The sequence below is a fragment of the Propionicimonas paludicola genome (assembly GCF_002563675.1).
GTDB lineage: Bacteria > Actinomycetota > Actinomycetes > Propionibacteriales > Propionibacteriaceae > Propionicimonas > Propionicimonas paludicola.
Window position 1 is genome coordinate 1,259,246 of the sequence record NZ_PDJC01000001.1, and the last position, 19,444, is coordinate 1,278,689.

Sequence of the window (19,444 nt, forward strand, 5' to 3'; positions counted from 1 at the left end):
GCCGGACCGCGGCGAGCCCTGCCGAGCACGGCAGGATAGGTTTGGTCGTGCTATGAGTGACTTCTTCGCGCGCCACCTCGGCGCCATCGACTCTGACCGTGACGAACTGCTGGCCAGCCTCGGGTTCGAGACTCTCGACCAGCTCACCGAGGCCGTGGTGCCTGAAGCCATCCGGCTGACCGAGGACCTGGCTCTGCCGGCCGCTCTGTCGGAGTTCGAGGTGCAGCAGCGGTTGACCGCGCTGGCTGCCCGGAACAACCCGGGCGTGCCGATGATCGGGCTGGGCTACCACGCCACGGTCACTCCGCCGATCCTGCGCCGGATGGTGTTGGAGAACCCGGCCTGGTACACCGCCTACACGCCCTACCAGCCCGAGATCAGCCAGGGACGGTTGGAGGCGCTGGCCAACTTCCAGACCATGATCGCCGACCTGACCGGGCTTCCGGTGGCCGGGGCCAGCCTGCTCGACGAGGGCACCGCGGTGGCCGAGGCCGTGGCCTTGGCCCGGCGGGCGTCGCGTCGGCAGGGTGCGGTGTTGGTCGACCCGAAGCTACTGCCGCAGAGCCTGGCCGTTCTGCGTACCCGGTGTGCGGCAGTCGGGGTCGAGGTGAGGGTGGCTGAGGCGGGCGTCGCGGCTGCGCTGGAGGACGAGGACTACTTCGCCGTCGTGCTGCAGCTACCGGCTGCCGATGGGACCCTGCCCGGCCAGGCGGAGCTGGTCGAGCTCGTCGACCGCGCGCATCAGGCCGGCGCATTGGTCATCACCGCAGTCGACCTGCTGGCGCTGACGCTGATCGGCTCGGCCGGCGCCTGGGGTGCGGACATCGCCGTGGGCAGCGCCCAGCGGTTCGGCGTCCCGCTGTTCTACGGCGGCCCGCATGCCGGTTTCATCGCCGTCCGGTCCGGCCTGGAGCGGCAACTGCCCGGACGGATCGTCGGACTCAGCAAGGACGCCGATGGCGTGCCGGCCTTCCGGCTGGCCCTGCAGACCCGCGAGCAGCACATCCGCCGGGAGAAGGCCACCTCGAACATCTGCACAGCGCAGGTGCTGTTGGCCGTCGCGGCCGGCTGCTACGCCGTCCATCACGGTCCCGAGGGACTGACCGCGATCGCGTCCGCTGCCCACCGCAGCGCCACCCGGTTGGCGGCAGCGCTGGTGGCTGCCGGGTATGAGTTGGCCTCCGAGACCTTCTTCGACACGCTCACCGTGCACACCCCGGGCCGCGCGGACGCCATCGTGGCGGCCGCCCGCGCCGCCGGGGTGCACCTGCGCCGCATCGATGCCGACGCTGTGGGAGTCAGCATCGGCGAGGGGATCGGCGAGGACGATCTGGCTGCGGTCAGCGCGGCCTTCGGAGCATCGGCGCCGACCCAGGACACCTGGGGCGGGCTGGGCGACCATCGGCGGCAGGGGGAGTTCCTCACCCATCCGGTCTTCCGCAACTATCGCAGCGAGACCGAGCTGATGCGCTACCTGCGCACCCTGGCCGACCGAGATTTCGCGCTCGACAAGGGCATGATCCCGCTCGGCTCGTGCACCCTGAAGCTGAACCCGGCTGCCGCCATGGAGCCGATCAGCTACCCGGGCTTCGCCGGGCTGCACCCCTTCGTTGCGGCCGCGGACGCCACCGGCTACGCCGAACTGGTCGAGCAGCTGTGCGACTGGCTGGCTGAGATCACCGGCTATGACCAGGTCAGCCTGCAGCCGAACGCCGGTAGCCAGGGCGAGTTCGCCGGGCTGATGGCGATCCGCTCCTACCATCTGGCCCAGGGCCAGCCCGAGCGAGTTGTCTGCCTGATCCCAGCCTCGGCCCATGGCACCAACGCGGCCTCCGCCGTCCTGGCCGGAATGCGGGTGGTCGTGGTGGCCACCGCCGCGGACGGTTCGGTCGACCTGGACGACCTGCGGGCCAAGATCGCCGAGCATGCCGAGCGGCTGGCCGCGGTGATGGTCACCTACCCGTCCACCCACGGCGTGTTCGAGGACACCATCACCGAGATCTGCCAGCTCGTCCACGCCGCCGGCGGCCAGGTCTATGTCGACGGTGCGAACCTCAACGCCATGCTGGGCCTGGCCCGTCCGGGCCGGTTCGGCGCCGACGTGAGCCACCTGAACCTGCACAAGACCTTCGCCATCCCGCACGGCGGCGGCGGCCCCGGAGTCGGTCCGGTGGCGGTCCGGGCGCATCTGGCCCCGTTCCTGCCCAAGCACCCGCTGGTCGAGGCAGCCGGGCCACAGACCAGCTACGGCCCGGTCAGCGCGGGCCCATTCGGTTCGGCCGGGGTACTTCCGATCAGCTGGGCGTTCATCGCCCTCATGGGTCCGGACGGCCTGAAGCTGGCCTCGCAGACCGCCATCCTGGCGGCCAACTACGTGGCCCATCGGCTGGCTCCGTACTTCCCGGTGCTCTACACCGGAGCGTCCGGGCTGGTTGCCCACGAGTGCATCGTCGATCTGCGCGAACTCAGCCACCAGACCGGCGTAAGTGTGGACGACGTGGCCAAGCGACTGATCGACTTCGGCTTCCACGCCCCGACCATGAGCTTCCCGGTGGCCGGCACCTTGATGATCGAGCCCACTGAGTCGGAGTCCAAGGCCGAGCTGGATCGCTTCTGCGACGCCATGATCGCCATCCGGGGCGAGATGGATCAGGTGGCCGCCGGACAGTGGCCGGCCGACGACAACCCGCTGCACAATGCGCCGCACCCGGCCGCGCGAGTGCTGGCCGGCGAGTGGAACCACCCCTACCCACGAGATCTGGGCGCCTTCCCGGCCGGTTTCGCCACCGGTCCGGTCGGATCCGGCGGACGAGACAAGTACTGGCCGGCCGTCGGACGGATCGACGGCGCCTACGGCGATCGGAACCTGATCTGCACTTGTGCTCCGGTTTCGGCATATGAGGACCAGTCCGGGGAACTCTGAGTCCATGCAGGAATGGTGGAGTCGCTTCAGCCAGCGCGCCTGGGTTGCCCATGTGCTGCGCACCGTCGAGCGTTTCAACGTGCGCGGCGGTGGGATTGCGGCTGCGGCCATCGCGTACTACTCGGTGCTGTCCATGGTGCCGGTGCTGATGCTGGTGTTCTCCGCACTCGGGCTCACGTTGACTGTGTGGCGTCCGGACTCGCTGGTGGTGCTGAACAGCTACCTGAGCGATGAACTGGCGGCCTTCGGCGATCTGGGCAAGCAGTTGGAGCCGGTGATCCGGGACGCCCTGAGCAACTGGGCCGGGATCGGCACCACCGGTCTGGTGATCGCGCTGTGGACCGGGACGAACTGGATCGGCAACCTCAAGCGGGCCACCCGGGTGCTGATGCGCACCGATGTCGATCGTCCGGACGAGGCGCTGCCGTTCTACCTGGACCTGCCGGTCAACTTCGCGGCGCTGATCGCGCTGATCGCGGGCGTCCTGGCCAGCTTCGCGGCCACCGGGGCGGCCACGTCGCTGGGCAGCACGGTGGCCGGATGGCTGGGGGTGACCGGTGCGGTCGCCGCCTTCATGTTGCGGGCCGTATCCCTGCTGATCTCGCTCGTGGTCGGGGTGCTGCTCTTCTGGTGGCTGTTCAGCTGGTTCGCACCGCACCCGGTGCCGCCGAGGCTGGTCCGGGCGGCCGCAGTGATCGGCTCGGTGGCGCTGATCGCGCTGCAGTTCGTGGCCGGTGCGCTGATTGGAGTGTTCTCCGGCAACCTGGCGGCGAACCTGTTCGGCCCGGTGATCATCGCCATGCTGTTCTTGAACCTGTTCGCCACATTGATCCTGTACCTGGCCGCCTGGTTGGCGACGGCCGAAGCCCCGCTCGCGGCCGAACCCGAGCCGGTCATCGAGCTGCCGAGCGAACCTGAGCCGGTCGAGACCAAGCCGGGCCAGCACTGGGTCTCCGCCGAGGTGGCCCGGCGCAGCATGGGGGTGGGGCTCGGCACCGGCTACACCGTGGGAGCGGCCACCGGTCTGGGACTGGGCGCTGTGGTAGCCATGCTGGTGGCTCGGCTGCGGGGCAAGGCCCAGTGACTAGGAGTCCGTCCCGGCGTGGAGGCACGCCGCCGTTCCATGTGATGGAGGTCGCCCGGGCGGCCACCGAGAGGCAGCACACTCACTCCGATGCCATCCTGCTCTGCGTCGGGCAACCGGCCACGCCGGCGCCGTCCGTGGTGCGCGAAGCGGCGGCTCAGGCGGTCCGCGATGAGGTTCTCGGCTACACGGTCTCGGCCGGCCGGGACGACCTGCGAGCGGTCATCGCCGAGTACTACCGATCGCTGGGGGCCGAAGTGTCGGCCGAGCAGGTCGTGATCAGCACCGGATCCTCCGCGGCGTTCAGCCTGGTGATCCTGGCCGCCTTCGAGGCGGGGGACGTGGTGGCCATGGCCCGTCCGGGTTACCCGGCCTATCGCAACACCCTGCTCAGCCTGGGCTGCCAGGTGGCCGATCTGCCGGTGGGGGAGAGCACTCGCTACCAGCCGACCGTGGAGATGCTGGACGCGCTGGTACCGAAGCCGGCCGGACTGGTGATCGCCTCCCCGGCGAACCCGACCGGAACCATCATCGATCCCGACGAACTGTCGGCTCTGGCCCGGTGGTGCCGGGAGAACGACTGTCTGCTGATCAGCGACGAGATCTACCACGGAATCTCGTACGGGCGTCCGTGCACGACCGCCGCCTTCGATGATCAGGCCGTGGTTCTGGGTTCGCTGTCGAAGTACCACTCGATGACCGGGTGGCGGCTGGGCTGGGCAGTGCTGCCGCAGTGGCTGGCTCGTCCGGTCGAGCTGCTCCAGGGCAATCTGGCGATCTGTGCGCCCGCGGTCTCACAGGCTGCGGCGCTGGCCGCTTTCGGCCCGCAGGCGCGAGTCGAGTTGGACGCCCACGTTCAGCGCTACGCCCGCAACCGCGAGCTGCTGCTGGCCCGGCTGCCCGAGCTCGGCATCACTGGCTTCGCACCGCCGGACGGCGCGTTCTATGTCTGGTGTGATGTCACCCATCTGACCGACGACAGTCGCGAGTGGTGTGCTGCGCTGCTCGCCGAGACCGGGGTGGCGCTGGCTCCCGGAATCGACTTCGATCCGGTGGAGGGCCACACCAAGGTGCGGCTCAGCTTCTGCGGCGAGACCGCAGAATTGGCGACGGCCCTGGACCGGCTGGAGGAGTACCTCCAGCGCTGAGGCCCAGGGCCGTCCGGATACTGCGTCAGTGCGCGGCCGGGGCTGCTGCAACCGGTTTGGGCTGGCCGATCTTGGCCAGCAGCTCGACGTACCAGTCCTCGGTCAGATCGAACGGCTTGCCGCCCTTGATCCGATCGAAGGCGATCACGCTGAGCACGTCGCCGTTCTCCTCGTCGTGGCCGACCACACCCGGGTTGCCGGCGAGTGCGGCGTCCACGGCCAGTTCGGTCATCGACTTGATCAGCGCGCGGTCGAAGGCGTTGGCCGCCGCGGAGCGGGAGTAGTAGCCCGACTTCTGGACGAGCACCTTCTGGGCGTGCAGCATCTGGGCGAACTGCTTGCCGAACCAGGCGCCCGGGTTGATCCGCTCGAGGCGGATGTGGCCGAAGGCGTCCCGAGCCACTTCCTGGCCCTCACGCTCCATCTCCTCGATGATGTCGGCGATGCCGGCGCCCTCGGAGAGGAAGATGTTCACGCAGCCGACCCGGTCCATGACGTCGAGCAGCCGCTCGGCCTCCTTGGCGATGTCGATCTCGGCCTCGGGGACGAACACGGCGTGGACATCCCAGGCCTCCTGGGACAGGCCGATCTCGGGCAGCCACTCCACGCTCTCCACCCACTCGTGGTACTTGCGAGCGGTGGCGGCGGTCAGCCAGCCACAGTTGCGTCCCATCACCTCGTGGATCAGCAGGATCCGCGTTCCGGCGTTGTGCTCGGCCATCACGTTCTTCGCGAACCGGGCGCCCATCTCGGCGGCGGTATCGGCACCCAGCGACTGACGGATCGGAACCACGTCGTTGTCGATGGTCTTCGGCAGGCCGACCACGGTCAGGCCGTAGTCGTTGGTGGCCAGGTAGGCGGCCAGATCGGCGGCCGTGGTGTTGGTGTCGTCGCCGCCAATGGTGTGCAGGACGTCCACGCCGTCGGCGACCAGGCGATCCGCCGCGACCTTCAGCGGATCCTGGCCCTCTTCGACCAGGCCGCGCTTGACGAGGTCCTTGGCATTGGTGAGCTTCACCCGCGAGTTGCCGATCGGCGAGCCGCCGTACTCGTGCAGCAGGCTGGCCCGGGCCCGGACGGCCGGAGTGACCTCCAGGAAGTCACCGGTGAGCAGGCCTTCGTAGCCATTGCGATAGGCGATGATCTCCACCTCGGGGGCGTGTTCGGTGTAGCCCTCGATCAATCCTCCGATGGCGGAGGAGAGGCAGGGGGCGAACCCGCCGGCTGTGAGCAGAGCGACCTTGTGCACCATCTTCTTTGATTTCCAATCCTGAGCAATGAACCTTCAGGCTGGAGCCTACCCAGAGCTGGGCGCCCCTGCTTTGTGGATAACCGCTGATGAAACACCCGTCCAGCCCTCAGAATGGAGACACCCTCGGGAGGTAGCGATGCGGCCGGATCAGCGTGGGCTGTCGATGGCACCCTTCATGGCTGCCGTCGTGCTGTCGATCCTGCTCCTGATCGGCCTGGTGGTCGATGGTGGTGCCCAGGCCACGGCGGCCCAGCGCGCCGAGAGACTGGCCGCGGCGGCGGCCAGGGCCGCGGCCGACCAGACGGCGGCCGCACGGCTGGCCGGGCAGCCACCGGACTATGCCGCCGCGGTGGCCACAGCCCGGCAGGTGATCGCAGAGCAGCCGGACGTGACCGCCGAGATCACCTTCGTGGGCGGACGGGTGCGGGTGGCAACCAGCACCGGGGCTGACACGATCGTGCTCAGCGTGATCGGAATCACCCGGCTGCCCGCGCACGGTTTCGCCGAGGCAGAACTGGTCGCTGACCGCTAGGCCAGAGCGGCGACCATCCGGTCGACTGCTTCGGTCACCACTGCCGGCGAGCAAGCCAGGTTGACCCGGACCCAGCCGGCGTGGGCGGCGCCGAAGTTCGCGCCAGGAGAGAAGGCCACCCGGCCGACATCCAGGAACTGCTGAGACGGATCGGCGAAACCCAACTCGGTGCAGTCGACCCAGGCCAGGTAGGTGCCCGGCTGGGGCCGGTAGTGCACCTGCGGCAACTTGGCGGCCAGTTCACTGGCCAGCAGCTTGCGGTTGGCCCCGATCTCGACCATCAGCTCGTCCACCCAGGACTGGGCGTGGCGCAGCGCGGCAGTATGGGCCAGGTCGGCCAGATGGCCGGCCGAATGCAGGGTGAACGGCGGCAGCTTGCCGAACAGGCGATCCACACCGGCTCCGGCAATGATCAGGCCGGCCTTGAAGCCGGCCAGGTTCCAGGCCTTGCCGGCCGAGGTCACCGTGATGGCCTGCTCGCCGCCGGCGACGGTCTGCACCGGGACGAAGCTAGTGTCGGCATCGACGAGCGGGGCATGGATCTCATCGGCGATCACCTGGACGCCATGAGTGTTGGCCAGCGCCATCAGGCCGGCCAGTTCGGCCTCGGTGTGTACCACTCCGGTCGGGTTGTGCGGGGAGCACAGCAGGAAGGCCGCAGGTCGCTGGGCTGCGGTGAAGGCCGCCTCGATGCTGCCAAGATCCAGCCGTCCGTCCGCCCCGAGCGGAGCCTCGACGACCTGTCGCCCGTAGCCGGAGACGACTTGCCGGAACGGCGGGTAGACCGGCGGCGTGATCACCACGGCGTCTCCGGGCGTGGTGACGGCCTCCAGAACCGCGAGGATCGAGTTCATCACGTCACCGGCGCGGCGCACCTGGCGGGCCTCGACCGGCCAGGACCAGCGGTCCTGGGCCATCTGGGTGAACGCCTCGGCGTAGCCGGTTCCATGTGGGTAGCCGGTGTCACCAGCGGTCAGGGCCTCGGTGAGAGCGGCCAGAACGACCGGTGGCAGGTGGACATCCATCTCGGCCACCCACAGGGGCAGGACATCGGCGGGGTAGGTGCGCCACTTCAGGCTCTGCCGGGCATGTAGGTCGGCCAGGGGGACGGACAGCAAGGACATGAAGGCACCTTATCCGGGGCCGACTAGGGTGGGTTCCATGGCTCGCTACTTTGACGTACACCCCGACAATCCGCAGCCACGCTCGCTCGGCCAGGTTGCGGACCTGATTCGCGGCGGCGCACTGGTCGCCTATCCCACCGACTCCGGCTATGCGCTGGGCTGTCAGCTGGGCAACCGGGACGGTCTGCAGCGGATCCGAGCGCTGCGCGGCCTGGATGATCGGCACCACTTCACTCTGGTCTGCAGCGAGTTCGGGCAGCTGGGCCAGTACGTCCAGATGGACAACAACGTCTTCCGGGCGGTGAAGGCTGCCACCCCTGGGCCCTACACCTTCATCCTGAAGGCGACCCGTGAGGCGCCGAAGGTGATGCTGCATCCGAAGAAGAAGACGGTCGGCGTCCGGGTGCCTGAACACACCACGGCACTGGCCTTGCTACACACTCTCGGTGAGCCGCTGATGTCATCGACGCTGATCCTGCCCGAGCAGGTCGATCCGCTGACCGAGGGCTGGCTGGTCGACCAGGAGTTGGGCAATCAGCTCGACGCCATCCTGGACAGTGGTGACTGCGGCCTGGAGCCCACCACGATCATCGACCTGTCCGAGGACGAGGCCGTGGTTCTGCGTCAGGGCGCCGGCGACCCGACCCCGTTCCTGTCCTGACTCGGTAGCCCGGCGAGCTGGGTGGACCTCTGGTGACCCTTGTGAGCGCCAGCGACGACCAGTTTGATCCGGTTCAGCTGGTTGACCTCACTGGCGCCGGGGTCGTAGTCGATGCTGGTGATGTTCGCCTGCGGGTACAGCCGGCGTAACTCGCGGAACATGCCCTTGCCGACCACGTGGTTGGGCAGGCAGGCGAACGGTTGCGCGCAGATGATGTTCGGGGTGCCCGACTCGATCAGTTCCATCATCTCGGCCGTGAGCAACCAGCCCTCACCGGCTGTGGTGCCCAGAGCGATCACGTTCTGCGCGCGGTTCGCCATGGTGGCCAGGTCGGACTGCAGCTCGAACTTGCCCCCGCAGGCCGCCAGCGCCTGCTGCACGGGCGCCTGGTACTGCTCCATCAGCCACAGGCCGATCCGCTTGGCGTGACGGCTGTGCTCGCCGATCCCCAGGTGGTGCCACTTCCAATCGCCGGTGAACAGCGACTGCCCGAAGAACTCCAACAGCCCGGGTAGGACGGCCTCGCAGCCCTCGTCCTCGATGACGGCGACCGCGTGATTGTTGGCGTCGGGGTGGAACTTGACCAGGATCTCGCCGACCAAGCCGATCCTGGGCTTGCGCGGGATGTCCAGTAGCGGCAGAGCGTGGAACTCACCGACCAGCATTCTGACCAGCTTGGCGTACCCCACGCGACGGCCGAGAGTGGGGGAGTATCCGCCGTGGGTGAAGAATTCCTGGCAGATCCGGTCCCAGCGCTCGTACAGGGCCTGGGCGCTGCCGGGCACGGCCTGGTAGGGGCGGACGCGGAGCAGGACGGACTGCAGCAGATCTCCCAGAACCAGCGCCTGCAAGCCGCGATGGACGATGGCCGGAGTCACCTGGAAGCCGGGGTTGTCTTCGAAGCCCTGCGCGCTGATCGCGATCACCGGGACCTGCCCGAAGCCTGCCTCGGCCAGCCCCTTACGCAGCATGCCGGCGTAGTTGGTGGCCCGGCACATCCCGCCGGTCTGGGTGATGGCCACACTGGAGTTGTTTGGGTCGGCTCCACCAGTGAGGAATTTGTTCACCAGCTGGCCGATCACCATGATGGCGGGGTAGCAGGCGTCGTTGTTCACATACTTCAGGCCGGTCTCGACGTCGGCGGGGGAGACCTGCTCGAGCAGCTCGGTGCGATAGCCGAAACGGTTGAGCACGGAAGTGACCAGGCGGAAGTGGACCGGCGCCATCTGCGGGGCGTAGATGGTGTGCTCCCGGCGGTCCTCCTTGGTGAACACCGGACGGGTGTAGCGCCGCGGGTCGTCGGCATAGGTGACCACTTCGGCGTCGCGGAGTCGTCCGGTGCTGGCGGCCAGCAGTGAGCGGAGCCGGATCCGGGCGGCACCCAGGTTGGACACCTCATCGATCTTGAGGACCGTGTAGACGTTGTTGGTGTCCTCGAGGATCTCCTGCACCTGGTCGGTGGTGATGGCGTCCACCCCGCAGCCGAAGGAGTTGAGCTGGACCAGTTCCAGCCGGGGGTTGGCCGCGCTGAGCGCCGCAGCCTCGTAGAGCCGGGTGTGATAGGCCCACTGATCGCGCACCCGCAGCGGACGCCGCAGCACCGACGAGCTCAGGATCGAGTCCTCGCTGAGCACGGCCAGGCCGAGCCCGGTGATCAGTTCCGGCAGCCCGTGGTTCACCTCGGGATCCAGGTGGTACGGACGTCCGGCCAGAACGATCCCCTTGCGGCCGCGTTCGGTCAGCCAGGCCAAGGCCCGCTCGCCCTCGGCGAGGATGTCGGCGCGGTACTGCTCGTCCTCGGCGTAGCCCGCCGCCACCGCGGCCTTGGCCTCGGCCAGGCTGACCTCGAAGTCCTCGAAGATCTCGACCAGTCGTCCGGCCAGATGGTCGGGCTGATCCAGGTTGACGAAGGGATCCAGGTAGCGGATCCCGGCCTCCCGCAGGCCCGGGACGTTCTTCTCCAGCACCTGGGGGTAGAAGGCCACCACCGGGCAGTTGAAGTGGTTGTCGGCCGCGTCGAAGCGGCGCTGCTCGAACGGGACGCACGGGAAGAAGATCGTCCGGACGCCGCGGCTCAGCAGATCCTCGATGTGCCCGTGGGCAAGCTTGGCCGGATAGCAAATGTTCTCCGACGGAATGGACTCTGCGCCGTCAGCGAGGGTGTCCCGGTTGGTGCGTTGGGAGAGGAGCACCCGGAAGCCCAACTGGGTGAGCACGGTGAACCAGAACGGATAGTTCTCGTACATGTTGAGCGCTCGCGGGACTCCGATGTCGCCACGGTAGGCGTCCGCCTCCCGAAGCCGCCGGTAGCCGAAAGTGCGCTTGTACTTGAAGTCGTAGAGATTGGGCAGTTCGTCGGCCCCGCTGGGTCGAGCCAGCCCGGCACCGCGCTCGCAGCGGTTGCCCGAGACGTGCCGGGTGCCGTCGGCGAAGGTGGAGACCGTCAGCTGGCATTGGTTCTGGCACAGCCGACAGTGCTCCAGCGTGCTCTGCAGGCGGAACTGGGCCAGTTCGTCCAGATCCAGGACCTGGCTGACGGTGCCGGGCTGGTGGCGCAGCTTCGCGGTGAGCGCGGCTCCGAAGGCGCCCATCAGGCCGGCGATGTTCGCTCGGACCACCTCGAGCCCGGTGAGCAACTCGAAAGCGCGCAGGACGGCATCGTTGAGGAAGGTGCCGCCCTGGACGACTACTTTGTCGCCGAGCTGTTCGGGGTGGCGCAGCTTGATCACCTTGTACAGGGCGTTGCGGACCACCGAGTAGGACAGGCCGGCCGAGATATCACCGACCCGGGCGCCCTCCTTCTGGGCCTGCTTGACCGAGGAGTTCATGAACACCGTGCAGCGGCTGCCCAGATCCACCGGATGCCGAGCATCGATGGCGGCCTGGGCGAAGCTGGTCACGTCGGTGCCCATGGTCTCGGCGAAGGTCTGCAGGAACGAGCCACAGCCTGAGGAGCAGGCTTCGTTGACCGCGATCGAGTCGACCGCACCATTGCGGATCCGCAGGTACTTCATGTCCTGGCCGCCGATGTCGATCACCGAGGTGACCCCCGGGCAGACCCGTTCGGCCGCCCGGAAGTGGGCCATCGTTTCGACCTCGCCGTGATCGACGCGCAGGGCCGCCCGGATCAGGTCCTCGCCATAGCCGGTGACGCAGCAGCCGGCCAGCTCGGCGGCGGCAGGCAACTCCTGGTGCACCCGGGAGAGGATCGCCACCGCAGCGCTGACCGGATCGCCTTCGTTCGAGGCGTAGTGGCTGAACCGAATCTGGTCGTCGGCATCGATCAGGACGGCCTTGATCGTTGTCGAGCCGGCATCGATGCCCAGGAAGCAGGGGCCGGTGGCCTCGCCCAGCGGAGCCTCGGGGACGGTGTGCGCCGCGTGCCGGGCGACGAACTCTGCGCGTTGCCGCGGATCGTCGAACAGGGGAGCAAGCAGGCTGCGGGCCAGGCTGAGCTCGCGAGGTCGGCGCAGCCCGGCGAGCAAATCGGCCGGAGTCCGGGGGCTGCCGGTGGCCAGCAGGGCCGCGCCAATGGCCACGAACAGCTGGGCGTTGTCCGGAGTGGTGACGCTGGTCACCTTTCCGGTGAGAGCGCGCTGGTAGGCCGCCCGAAGTTGGGGCAGGTAGTGCAGCGGACCCCCCAGGAAGACCAGGTTGCCGCGAATCGGGTTGCCGGCGGCCAGTCCCGCGATGGTCTGCAGGGCGACGGCCTGGAACACCGAGGCGGCCAGATCGGCCGGCGCCGCGCCCTGGTTGATCAGCGGCTGGAGATCGGACTTGGCGAACACGCCGCAGCGTGAGGCGATCGGATACAGGTGCCGATGCTCGGCAGCGAGCCGGTCCAGACCGACGGCATCGGTTTGCAGAAGCACGGCCATCTGATCGATGAATGAGCCGGTGCCGCCCGCACAGGTGCCGTTCATCCGCTGCTCGGGGACGGGGTGGAAGTACGTGATCTTGGCGTCCTCACCTCCCAACTCGATGACAACGTCGGTATCGGGGAGCAGTTGCTGGACCGCTTCGGTGCTGGCGATCACCTCCTGGACGAAGTCCGCACCCATCAGCTCGGCCACCTGCAGCCCGCCCGAGCCGGTGACCGCGACCGGCATGGCGCAGTCCGGGAACTCCTCGCTGAGCTGCCGCAGGAGCAGGGCCAGCTCGCCGCGGACATCGGCGTTGTGCCGTCGGTAGTCGCTGAAGCGGATCCGTCCGTCGTCCCAGACCACGGCCTTCACCGTCGTCGAGCCGACATCCAGACCCAGAGTGAGGCTCACCGGGGCTCCCTGCCGGACGCCGCTCGAGCGCGACGAGCCAGGGGAACGGGGGTGCCGGACATGCCCCTCATCCTGCCGCAAATCACCCCTCGCGGGCACCCGAACGCCAGACGGACGGGCCTTGCCCGCTAGACGAAGACCGGTAGCGCCAGCAGTGAGATCAGGTTCTCGCGGGCCGGCTGCTCCCAGGTCGCATAGCCGTGGGCCGTGTGGAAGATCCGGTCCCTGGCCAACATGCCTTCGATCCAGGTGCGCAGATAGGCATCGCGTTCGGGCTCACTCAGGTCGGTCATCTCGGCTCGGCGCTCCTGGAAACCGGCCTCGACCAACTCGAAGGGTGCGGCCAGTCCGGCGAGATCGGCATCGCAGACGCGGTCCGACCCAGGGATCTCCGGGCGTGGATGATGGTCGGCGGTGACCAGCACCAAGCGGGCCACCAGACCGACCTCGACCCAGGGGAGACCTACTCCGAAGAGCTCGGTTGCGGCCACCGCAGCGGAGGCCTGCTCGTGCCGTCCGCGGGTGCCCGTGGTCGTCACATTGTGGTACCACAAGGCCAAATACTCAGCACGCTCAGCGCCGTCGAGTTGGTCCAGCGCGGCCAGGCAGGATCGCAGATGCCGGGCATCGTGAAAAGAGCGCCGAGGGTCGCACAGGCGCGTGATTACGCCCTCACCCAGCATCGGGTGCAAGGGCAGCAGGCGGCCCCAGCTGAGCCGCAGGTCGTCAATGAGTTCAGTGCTAGCGGTCACCCGAACTGTTCCTTCATATCGCTCAGGTACCCAGGCTACGCCCGGCCGAACCACCCGGACAGTGCCGCGAGAGGATTGCAGTAGGTCGGTGCCGGCTTAGTCGCAGAGCTCGGCGACCAGGAGGTCGGAGCGCAACTGCTGCAAGGTGGCAGGGGAGATCTCGATTGAGGAGTCCGGGCTGCCGCTGCCGCAGTACAGGACGTTCAGGTCCAGCAGGGTCTGGTGGATCACCACGCGCACGGCGGGGTCGGCGCAGACCGGAGAGACCCCGCCGGCAGCCATTCCCAGAGCGGCCAGAGCGTCCGGATCGGCAGAGCGAAGGGCGGACCGAGGGACTCCCAAGGCTCTGGCCAGGTGGGCGTACTTCAGGCGGGCCGGGCCGGGAATCGCGGCCAGAACCACTGACTCGTCCGGCAGGACGAAAGCGAGCGTTTTGGCCGAGGTGTTCACGTCCAGCCCGGTGAGGTGCAACTCGGCCTCGGTGCGGGCGGGAGGATGCCGATGCAGACGGTAGCTCAACCCGGCTGCGCTGAGGGTGGTCGCCGCGATCGGCTCGTCCGCAGTGGTCATCTCATTCCGTCCGCTGTGCTGGCGCACAGGCTAGCCCGCGGGCAGCGTCCACTGCCGAGCCGATCACGGAGAGGAACGACCTGGAGACCAGGCGGCGGCGAGAAGGCGAGCCAGGCCGACACGACGGCTAGGCGAACGCGCGGCCGGCTGCAGCGTAGGTGGGGGCGTGCCAACTCGCGGGCACGGCGTGCGGATGGATCAGGCAGACGTGGCTCCTGCCGTCCTCCTCGCTGGCGAAGCGGTCATCGCAGATGGCGCACACAACACGTTCATCGGCGTCGATGAAGCGGTCGACCCAGCCGATGAACTGCCTGGTCAAAGACTTGAGCATTTCCGTGTTCGCCATTTCGTGAAGCGAGGCTTATCCAAGATCCAGTGAACTCATGGTCGCCGACCCCAACAAGTCCCCATGGGAGGACACTCCGGTCGACGAGCCATCGGCTGGCTGCGGGGGATGGGCCGGGGCGAAGTGCTCGCCCCGGCCCACCTGATCAACGCACCGCGAGTCGGGTGCGTACCGTCTTGGTCACCGTGTGGTACCCGGGCTTGGTGATCTTCACCTGGAGCTGGACCCGGGTGCCTCGCTGTGCCGGGCGCAGCACCACAGAGGACGAGGTCCCGATCACAGTCCCTCGGCTGGTCCACCGGTAACTGATCCGAGCCCCCTTCCCGTACCCACTCGCCGACGCATAGAGGCGCATTCCGGAACGAGGGGTTCCGGCGATCCGCACCTTCCCGGCACCGAGCCGGCCGAGGCCGACCTTGTGGGCCTTGGCGTCACGACTGACCGATATCTTCTGATCGGCCGATCCGGTGACCCGCAGCGAGAGCGCCGTACCGAGATCCTGTGCGGTGGCGGTGTAGCTGCGGGACTGGGCGCCGGGAATCGCGACGCCGTTGCGCAGCCACTGGTACAGGTAGCGAGTGCCGGCGCCCCAACCCCGGGTGGCGGCCGTGACCGACTCACCGACCCGGAATGCTCCGGAGATCGACACCGTGCCTGCGGTCACGGTCGGCGGAACCGGTGGCGGCGTGACGCCCCCGGAAGCCGCGGCCACCGGCGAGGTGGCACCGCTGGTGCTGACCGCATCCAGGTATCCGGGCCGGGTGGCGGTGACCCTGACCGAGATCCGATGGCCGCGATCTGCGCTGGCGAGGTTGTAGGAGCTGGACTCGGCACCGGCGATCAGGTGCCCATCGCGAAGCCACTCGAAGGTGGTCAGCGCGTCAGTCGCCCAGTCACCCGCTGCTGACAGGGTGGAGCCCACCTCAGCAGTACCGTGCAGGGCGACCTGGAACGGCTTCTGTGCGCTCGCCCGCACGACAGGATCTTGGGGCTTGGCCGTGCGGATGATCGAGGCCAGATCGGGCCCGGAGGCCGTCACCACCACATCGATGGTGTGTCCGACCTCTGCGCTGGTGAGGGTGTACTCGGCAGTGGTCGCACCCCCGATGGGGGAGCCGTCACTGCGCCACTGGTAGCTGAAGCCGGCGGCATCGGGCCAGCCCGAGGTCGCGGCGGTGAGCACGCTGCCGGTGACGGGATCGCCGATCACGTTCACCGATGCCTCGGTGACCTCGAACGGGGCGTCGCTGGTGGCGTCGTTGACCTGCAGGGTGACCTTGCCACTGCCGTTGCGCAGCGCAGTCAGCACCCCGGTTGCCGGGTCGATAGCGACCAGTGCGGACGCCGGTGCACCCGACGCCTCGCCGACGTACACGCCCTCGGAGCCACTCCAGCGGTGCGACACCGGCCACTCGACGGGAACCTGGCGATCGCCGTCCTGGGTGACCAGCGGCTTGAGATCGAGTTGCTCACCCGGCTTCATCGGGGCCGCCGGTGCGTTGACGGTGAGGGTGTCGACCCGGGTGCGCACCTCGTCTCGAATCCACGGGGCGTCGCTGGTCTGCCACAGGCCTTGCGCCGGATCGATGCCGAGCATGCTCCATCCGGTGAAGCCGCCGTCGGCGACCGTCGAGGCCGGACCCTTGCCGGAGTTGCCGTTGATGATGGTCGGCACCCCGTCGTTGCTCGAGGTGTGGAAGACGCCGACATGGCCGTTGACGACGGCGATCGACTTTCCGGAGGTCTCGCGGAACCCGGTGATCCAGTCCGAGAGCAGATCGGCCTCGACTCTGTCGGTGAGCTGACTGCCCTTGGTCGGCAGCGGATCGTCGATGGGCATGTGGGTGAACACGAGCACACCGGTGATCGAGGGATCCTTGGCGGCTTCGTCCAACTGGGCGCGCAGCATCTTGACCTGGGCGAAGTCGGTCTGGAGCTTGCCCGAGGACGAGTCCAGCCCGATGAACTTGGTGTGGGACTTGTCGAAGCTGCGCCAGGTGTCTCCGAAGACCGTCCGGAAGTTGGCGATCGTGGCCCCCATCACCTCATGGTTCCCCGGCACGTAGTACCAGGGGAAGCTGGCCCCGGCGAGCTCCTCGTCGAGGATGGACTTGGCCAGCGCGAAGTCGGCCGGGGACGCCTCGTCGACAAAGTCACCGTCGATCAGCAGCACATCCGGCTTGGCCGCGACGATCTCACGCAACGCGTCTCGGGCTCCGGCCACGGCTCCGCTATCGGGTGCGGCCGCCACGAACTGCGCGTCCGACATCACAGCGACGCGCAGGGGAGAGGCGTCGGTGGATCCGGTGCCGGTCAGCACGGGATCGGCGACGTCCTCCACCTGCGGAGTCACGGAGCTCTCCGGGGGCAGGTACGCGAAGATCTGGGAGAACTCCAGGGTGCCGGTGTACTGCTTGGCCGCCACGGTCTCCAGAGCGCGGATCCGCTGGAACTTCAGCGGGAAGACGAAGGAGCTGGGCACCGCGAAGTCGACCCGCTGCCAGCCGTCCCAGGTGGCATGCAGCGACTGGCTGCCGCCGGGACCGTCGATCCAGTTCGTGACGTTGTTGGCCTGCATCACCTGCAGCCGCAGAAGAGCACCGCGAGTGTCGCCCTTGATCCACACCGAGAGCTTCTGGGGCTTGCCCGGAATGTCGATGCCGGTGTACTTGCCCTGGACGGCACCAGGCGCAACGGCGTAGCAGCCGCGGGTGGCCTGGGACTTGGTGAAGTCGTAGTTGAGTCGAATGCTGGGTGCACCGTCGTGGCCCTCGCCCGGTTCGATGTTGCAGCCCGGTGCCCGGTCATTGGCCGCGGTCCAGCCGCTGATGTCGTGGAAGTCGTCGATGGTCTTGACCTCCAGCGGGACCGAGACGCTGACTTCGGCGCGATGCGTGCCGTGAGTGAAGCGCAGCAGCGCGGTGCCGTTCTCGCCGATTGCCGTGACGCGCACCCGCCCATCGTCGGTGGGCTCGACGGAGAACACCGCGGGGTTCGGGTTCTCGACCTTCAGGTCACTGGCCTCCACGGGGGCGCGGAAGCCCGCGCTGTCGGCGCCGTGGAAGGTGAGCACCTGGCTTGCGCCCTGCTTCTCCAGGTTCACCACGTTCTGGGCGGCGGCCAACTGGACGAGGGGGCCGAGCACGGTGACGTCGGTCTTGCCGCTGGCTACCGACCGGCGGGCCAGGATGCTGGTCCGGCCCTGGGTGAGGCCCGACACGATGCCGTCCTCGACCGTGGCCACCTGCGCGTCGCTGGAGCGCCACGTGTGGGGAGTCCCGGAGACGGCGGTGCCGGACTCGTCGAAGCCGGCCGAGGTCAGCGTGCGGTGGGTGCCGGGGAACAGCCGCATGGCATCCTGATCGTCCAGCGCGGACGTGAGCGCGAAGCTGAGCAGGTCACCGGAGCCGGGTCGAGCCAGAACAAAGCCCATGCCGTCGCCGTCGGAGCGCTCGTAGCCGTCCGAGGGCGAGTTCTCGACCGTGGTGATGGTGTCGCCGGCATGCCGGACGTTCATCTGGCTGGAGCCGCCGCCGTCGGCATTGATCGCATCCCAGGAGCCGAGATCACCCATCAGGTTCTGCTGCTGGCCGAAGGCCATGCCCTTGGCGTTGCCCTGCCGCCCATCGACGACCACGAAGTAGGCGGTGGCGCGGTCCTTGCTGAAGCCGATCATGGTGCGCGGGTTGACCCCGGTGTAGTAGTCCTCATTCGGATACGGCACGTCCTGGCCATCGCGGATCAGTCGATGCCAGGCACCGCCGGCTTCGGTGACGTCCACCGAGTCCTTGATGCCGTAGCTGACCGAGACCGAGTCGCCGACGTGCAGCCGGCTCAGGGCTGCGCCGCCGGCCTTGCTGTTGTAGGCGGCCAGGATCTGCTGGCCGTCCGGAATCGGCCCTTCGTCCCCGGCGGTGGGCTGGGGTCCCTTGACGACCTTTCCGTCAGCGTCGATCCACACCTCGACGCCGGCGCCGATGCTGGTGTCGCGACCGAAGATCCGGTCGCGGGTGTAGCTGCCCCAGTGCGCGTTGTACAGCACCACGCCGTCGCCGACCAGGTAGTCGACGTTGATGCCGTCGATGGCCACCGAGGACTGGTCGGGGAGAGTGACAGCGCCGGCCAGAGCCAGGTCCACCAGGGCGCCTAGGCCCGAGGAGTCCACGCCCACCGACGCGGCAGCATCGCCGTTGCCGGACTTGAGGATCTTGCCGTCGCTGACCCCCCACCCTGAGGCGGCGTAGGAGTTGTTGATATCGAACCTGTCGAGGTTCACCCCGGCGATGGCGCCATTGCGGTCGACCAGGTCGGTCACGGTGGTCCCGCCACCGGAGACGGTCGCGGGGGAGAGGTACTTCAGCTTCACGGTCTTGTCCGACAGTTGAGCCTTCAGAATGTCGATCTGCTGCCAGCCGGCGGTGTCGAGCCGCTCATAGGACACGTGCAGCAGGCCGGGGGCCACTTGCTGGGTCTCCAAATCGTTGATGACGGCGTTGCCGCCGTCGTTCAGGTCCATTCCGGCGACGAGCACGGTCTGCGGGCTGTCGGCCTGTGCGAGTGGCGTGACCAGGCAGAAGGTAGAGAAGGCGACGGCGGGACCGATCGACAGCGCCAACACAGCACGTGGCAGCCGGGGTCGGGGCGATTGCATGATCCTGAGGCTCCGTTCCTGGGCACGGCATCCGCGCACCCATCGAAGGCTCCCCAGGCAGCCCGTCCAACAGCCGAACACAAGCCGACGAGATGGTGAACGAGGCACCCCGATTTGCTGCCCTGGC

General features: G+C 68.2%; 12 protein-coding genes. 5 read left to right on the forward strand and 7 right to left on the reverse strand.

Going from position 1 to position 19,444, the window contains the following annotated elements:
* The first annotated feature begins 52 nt into the window (after nt 1–52).
* From gcvP to ATK74_RS05830, 3 genes are read left to right on the forward strand one after another with little or no spacing between them, the layout of a single operon-like run.
* A complete protein-coding gene (gene gcvP, locus ATK74_RS05820; protein ID WP_098460148.1) occupies nt 53–2,923 on the forward strand; it encodes an aminomethyl-transferring glycine dehydrogenase in 2,871 nt (956 codons plus the stop codon).
* A gap of 4 nt (nt 2,924–2,927) precedes the next feature.
* A complete protein-coding gene (locus ATK74_RS05825; protein WP_169923749.1) occupies nt 2,928–4,007 on the forward strand; it encodes a YhjD/YihY/BrkB family envelope integrity protein in 1,080 nt (359 codons plus the stop codon).
* A gap of 44 nt (nt 4,008–4,051) precedes the next feature.
* Nucleotides 4,052–5,155: a pyridoxal phosphate-dependent aminotransferase gene (locus ATK74_RS05830; RefSeq protein WP_098462060.1), complete on the forward strand. Its 1,104-nt coding sequence runs from the start codon at nt 4,052–4,054 to the stop codon at nt 5,153–5,155.
* 25 nt (nt 5,156–5,180) lie between these two features.
* Here ATK74_RS05830 and ATK74_RS05835 read toward each other — a convergent pair whose 3' ends face one another.
* Nucleotides 5,181–6,407, reverse strand: coding sequence for a pyrophosphate--fructose-6-phosphate 1-phosphotransferase (locus ATK74_RS05835; RefSeq protein WP_098460150.1), 1,227 nt, complete (start codon nt 6,405–6,407; stop codon nt 5,181–5,183).
* 163 nt (nt 6,408–6,570) lie between these two features.
* On the opposite strand from ATK74_RS05835, the gene ATK74_RS05840 reads away from it, so the two are divergent.
* Complete coding sequence (locus tag ATK74_RS05840; protein ID WP_425440097.1) at nt 6,571–6,939, forward strand: pilus assembly protein TadG-related protein; 369 nt, start codon at nt 6,571–6,573, stop codon at nt 6,937–6,939.
* Here the strand turns inward: ATK74_RS05840 and ATK74_RS05845 are convergent.
* Nucleotides 6,936–8,063 carry a MalY/PatB family protein gene (locus tag ATK74_RS05845; protein WP_098460152.1) on the reverse strand — a complete coding sequence of 376 codons (1,128 nt, stop codon included), beginning with the start codon at nt 8,061–8,063 and terminating at the stop codon, nt 6,936–6,938. The genes ATK74_RS05840 and ATK74_RS05845 overlap by 4 nt on opposite strands.
* Before the next feature lie 37 nt (nt 8,064–8,100).
* Here ATK74_RS05845 and ATK74_RS05850 point away from each other — a divergent pair, with 37 nt between their 5' ends.
* On the forward strand, nt 8,101–8,724 hold the full coding sequence (locus ATK74_RS05850; RefSeq protein ID WP_098460153.1) for an L-threonylcarbamoyladenylate synthase: 624 nt from the start codon (nt 8,101–8,103) through the stop codon (nt 8,722–8,724).
* On the opposite strand, the gene ATK74_RS05855 is transcribed toward ATK74_RS05850, so the two are convergent.
* The 5 genes from ATK74_RS05855 to ATK74_RS05875 all read right to left on the reverse strand — a co-directional run bounded on the left by ATK74_RS05855 (nt 8,688) and on the right by ATK74_RS05875 (nt 19,317).
* Entirely contained in the window at nt 8,688–12,998 is a 4,311-nt protein-coding gene (locus ATK74_RS05855) for an acyl-CoA dehydratase activase-related protein (protein ID WP_098460154.1), read from the reverse strand. The genes ATK74_RS05850 and ATK74_RS05855 overlap by 37 nt on opposite strands.
* A gap of 128 nt (nt 12,999–13,126) precedes the next feature.
* Nucleotides 13,127–13,750, reverse strand: a complete 624-nt coding sequence (locus ATK74_RS05860; RefSeq protein WP_098460155.1) for an HD domain-containing protein — start codon at nt 13,748–13,750, stop codon at nt 13,127–13,129.
* 96 nt (nt 13,751–13,846) lie between these two features.
* Nucleotides 13,847–14,320, reverse strand: a complete 474-nt coding sequence (locus ATK74_RS05865) for an aminoacyl-tRNA deacylase (protein ID WP_098460156.1) — start codon at nt 14,318–14,320, stop codon at nt 13,847–13,849.
* Between the two features lie 127 nt (nt 14,321–14,447).
* Nucleotides 14,448–14,666 carry a hypothetical protein gene (locus ATK74_RS05870; protein WP_098460157.1) on the reverse strand — a complete coding sequence of 73 codons (219 nt, stop codon included), beginning with the start codon at nt 14,664–14,666 and terminating at the stop codon, nt 14,448–14,450.
* A gap of 145 nt (nt 14,667–14,811) precedes the next feature.
* The gene (locus tag ATK74_RS05875; RefSeq protein WP_098460158.1) at nt 14,812–19,317 is read right to left on the reverse strand and encodes a phosphodiester glycosidase family protein; all 4,506 of its coding nucleotides are present in this window, start codon (nt 19,315–19,317) and stop codon (nt 14,812–14,814) included.
* Nucleotides 19,318–19,444 lie beyond the last annotated feature (127 nt).